The organism is Capnocytophaga sputigena (genome assembly GCF_900446695.1).
In the GTDB taxonomy this organism is placed as follows: domain Bacteria; phylum Bacteroidota; class Bacteroidia; order Flavobacteriales; family Flavobacteriaceae; genus Capnocytophaga; species Capnocytophaga sputigena.
The window spans coordinates 1-3525 of record NZ_UAVP01000002.1; the positions used below are offsets into that span (position 1 = coordinate 1).

A 3525-nucleotide genomic window follows, 5' to 3' on the forward strand; every position below is an offset into this window, starting at 1 on the left:
TTCGCACTGAATAGGGAGAACCAGAGAGTATTAACAGCTGAGAAATCATTTAAATTCTCGGGTAAATGGTTATAAGGGTGCATTTCGCAATACACATTTAATTCACGTACTCGACGAGCGATAAGCTGAGTGTATTGTGACCCAAAATCTAATAATAAAAGGCGTGAGCCTTGAAAAGTGTTGTTATTCATCGTTAAGGGTTGCGGCAGCAGTGAGCACTGCTTGTTTCAAACTTTCTTTGTAATCAATCATTTTTTGTAAAAGTACAGTATTGGCACTAGCTAATATTTGTACAGCTAATAAGCCAGCATTTTTAGCAGCATTCAAGCTACAGTAGCGACGGGTACTCCATTTGGCATTTGCAAAATAGAAAGGATAGAATCCCAACCATCATAGAATTACTACTCTTTACAGGTACCCCTATTACAGGTAGTGGCGACATAGCGGCAACCATACCAGGCAAGTGAGCTGCACCTCCTGCTCCTGCAATAATTACCTGAATGCCATTTTTATGAGCATTTGTGCTGAAATTCATCAGTTTTTCGGGGGTGCGATGTGCTGATACAATATCTACAACTGTTGTAATGCCAAGTTTTTGAGAACATCAATAGCGTCTTGCATTACGGGTAAATCACTTTTGCTTCCCATTACCACAGCTACTTTCATATATTTATATTTTTTCGGGCAAAGATACGAATAATTTGTCAATTAGCAAATTTGTCAATTAGCAAGTTACATATTAAACTATGATGAGTTAGATAGTTTATCTAAATTTAATTGTTAAAATTGTTAATTGTTGATTGTTAATTGTTAATTAATTTGTACCTTTGCCCATAAAATTTATGAAAGCCTAAAAAGCGACTATGGATATTCTATTAAAATCAGCACGGATTATTGATTCAGAAAGTGCCTATCACAATAAAGTTAGAGATATTCTTATCTCGGGAGGTGTTATTCAGCAAGTTAGTGAATCTATTCCTCTTACTAATGAAATACAAGTATTAGAGAATATTTATGTTTCACAAGGATGGACAGATAGTAGTGTTTGTTTTGGAGAACCAGGGTTTGAAGAAAGAGAAACTTTAGCTAATGGGATGCGTACAGCAGAGAAAAGTGGTTTTACTCATTTGTTAATCAATCCACTCACACATCCTGTAGTAGATAGTCAGTCGGGGGTAGTATATATAAAGAATAAGACAGCCCATTGTGCTGCAACAGCTCATCCTATTGGTGCACTTACCATAGAAAGCAAAGGTGAGTATCTTGCTGAGCTTTTTGATATGAAAAATGGAGGAGCAGTGGCTTTTGGAGATTATAAAAAAACTATTAACAACAGTAATTTGTTAAAAATAGCCTTACAATACACTCAACCTTTTGGAGGTATTGTAATTTCTTTTCCTAATGATACTAAAATTATGGGTAAAGGAGTGGTGAATGAACATATTGAAGCCACTCGTTTGGGACTGAAAGGAATTCCTGCTTTAGCTGAAGAACTTATCGTTGCACGTGATTTGGCTGTATTAGAATATGCAGGGGGAAAATTGCATATCCCAACAATTTCTACAGCAAAATCGGTTGCCTTAATTAGAGAAGCTAAAGCTAAAGGATTAGATGTAAGTTGTAGTGTAGCAATACATAACTTACATTTTACAGATGAAGTGTTGGAGAATTTTAATACTAACTACAAAGTATTACCTCCTTTACGTGATACTGCTAATGTACAAGCACTTAGAGAGGCATTGAACGAGGGAGTTATAGACTTCGTTACTTCCGACCATAATCCATTAGATATAGAATTGAAATTTAAAGAGTTTGATTGGGCAGCTTTTGGTACAATAGGTCTAGAAAATGCCTTTGGTATTCTTACCCAATACACTTCTATAGAACGAGTTATACAATTACTTACTTCAGCTCGCAAACGTTTTGGCATTCCTTCTACACCTATTACTGAAGGAACTTCTGCTGATATGACTTTATTTACTCCCGAAAATTCTTTAGTTTTACAATAAATGATATTTTGTCGGCTTCTAAAAATAGTGCCTTTATAGGAGAGACAATGAAAGGAAAAGTTATAGGAGTAATAGCTCGTAATCAGTTGGTGTTGAATTAGAAACTACAAAAAGAAAACTTATAATTAAAATGAGTAACAACAAAAAAATCCCATTAGAATATATTGTTAGAGAACCTCAAGTGAGAACTAAACGTCCGCCTGTAATCTTTATGTTACACGGATATGGTAGTAATGAAGAAGATCTTTTTTCTTTCACTTGATGTAATAGCATCTATCTCCTCACAACTTACAACACTATAAGTTGTTGCATTACGTTCCATTACCACATAACCATCTATAAGCCAAGCATGACCATTATAAGTATTATATATATTGAATCCTAAAAAATTATGACTTTTTTCTATAGCCCGCCCTCTTATATAAACGGGGTGATTCCTTTTTATTAAATCAGTAACTAAATTCCCATCATAATTTGTTTGTCTTACAGGATACCCTAAACTAGCAAGCGTTGTTGCAGCTCTATATATAGTACTTCCGCTTCCCCCACATCCATAGTCCATATTTAGATAATCACCATCTCCTAAATGCGCTAAAAGGTATTGTATATCTTCTTTTGCAGTAGTGTTATATCCTACGCTATAGTTATCAATGGTAGAAAACATATCACCTACATCTACTTTAGTCATATCATCCCAATGCATTTTTCTACCTTTAAAATCAGTAGGTTTTTTATAATATGCCATAAATTGTCCTACTGCAGTAGCCACACACCCTACAGGAGCTTGGTCATTACCACATTGCATAGAAACTTTATTATTATAAGTTCCTATTTGATTCCAAAGAGTCTTTATTAAAGGTGCTTTTACATATTTAGTTTGCCATTCTCCATATTTAGTATATCCTTTATCCATATATTCAGGACCTCTATTTTTTTGTGACAAAACCACTCCCAATACTCTTGATGAGAGTTAAATCCTTCCCTAGGATATGAATCATCACCATAATAATTATAGTATTTTGTTTTCACTCTCTTTCCTCTCCTATCAAAAAGTCCTCGTAAGATAAGTTCTTCTTGTTGTCCTTTTGAGAGTCGTTTGAAAATAGCTTCTTCTGCCTCAGTCGCCAAATTCTCTTTATTAGCTTCAAAAGCGGCACGTTGTTCTTCTATGTACTCCTGCATATAGCTAAACAGTATTGCTTGTCCTGGGTTGCTAATAGTGTCGCCTAAATGTCCGTAGGAATTATAGGCTAATACACTAGGAACGCGCCTATCTGCTGAGGTAATTACATACCCTTGGTTGTTGGCAAAGTTTACAATGTACACATCGGCTTGTTCGGGTTTTGCGTTGCCTTTGGTGGGTACGTAAGGCTTGCGAGTGTCGCCTTTTACTACCTCAATCGAGCCAATTTTTAAGGGAGCTTTGGTAACAATACCCTCTACTTCACGCATTTGCATAGCGGTAGCGAGAGCAGTTTCTTGGGCTTCTTCTGCCGAAATATAGGTTTGCCCTGTG

At 35.8% G+C, this 3525-nt stretch carries 2 protein-coding genes and 4 pseudogenes; 2 read left to right on the plus strand and 4 right to left on the minus strand.

The window, feature by feature from the left end; all coding sequences use genetic code 11:
• Both DR017_RS00030 and purE read right to left on the minus strand, forming a co-directional pair.
• Positions 1–191: pseudogene (locus tag DR017_RS00030) on the minus strand (glutamine amidotransferase-related protein); the annotation flags it as partial.
• A pseudogene (purE, locus tag DR017_RS00035) lies at positions 184–666 on the minus strand (5-(carboxyamino)imidazole ribonucleotide mutase). The pseudogenes purE and DR017_RS00030, both read right to left, overlap by 8 nt.
• Before the next feature lie 197 nt (positions 667–863).
• Between purE and DR017_RS00040 the strand changes: the two are divergent.
• A pseudogene (locus tag DR017_RS00040) lies at positions 864–2110 on the plus strand (dihydroorotase).
• Positions 2111–2139: 29 nt separating this feature from the next.
• Positions 2140–2265 (plus strand): annotated as a pseudogene (locus DR017_RS14215) (phospholipase); the annotation flags it as partial.
• Here DR017_RS14215 and DR017_RS00050 read toward each other — a convergent pair.
• A complete protein-coding gene (locus DR017_RS00050) occupies positions 2224–2922 on the minus strand; it encodes a C10 family peptidase (RefSeq protein WP_111944736.1) in 699 nt (232 codons plus the stop codon). The pseudogene DR017_RS14215 and the gene DR017_RS00050 sit on opposite strands and share 42 nt — an antisense overlap.
• The coding region (locus DR017_RS00055) for a Spi family protease inhibitor (RefSeq protein WP_256587493.1) at positions 2874–3525 on the minus strand (652 nt) is incomplete at its 5' end. The genes DR017_RS00055 and DR017_RS00050, both read right to left, overlap by 49 nt.

What these genes read in the sequence shown, in the direction of transcription:
- DR017_RS00050 (WP_111944736.1), bottom strand. Translation starts at nt 2,922, where the DNA reads ATGGATAAAGGATATACTAAATATGGAGAATGGCAAACTAAATATGTA.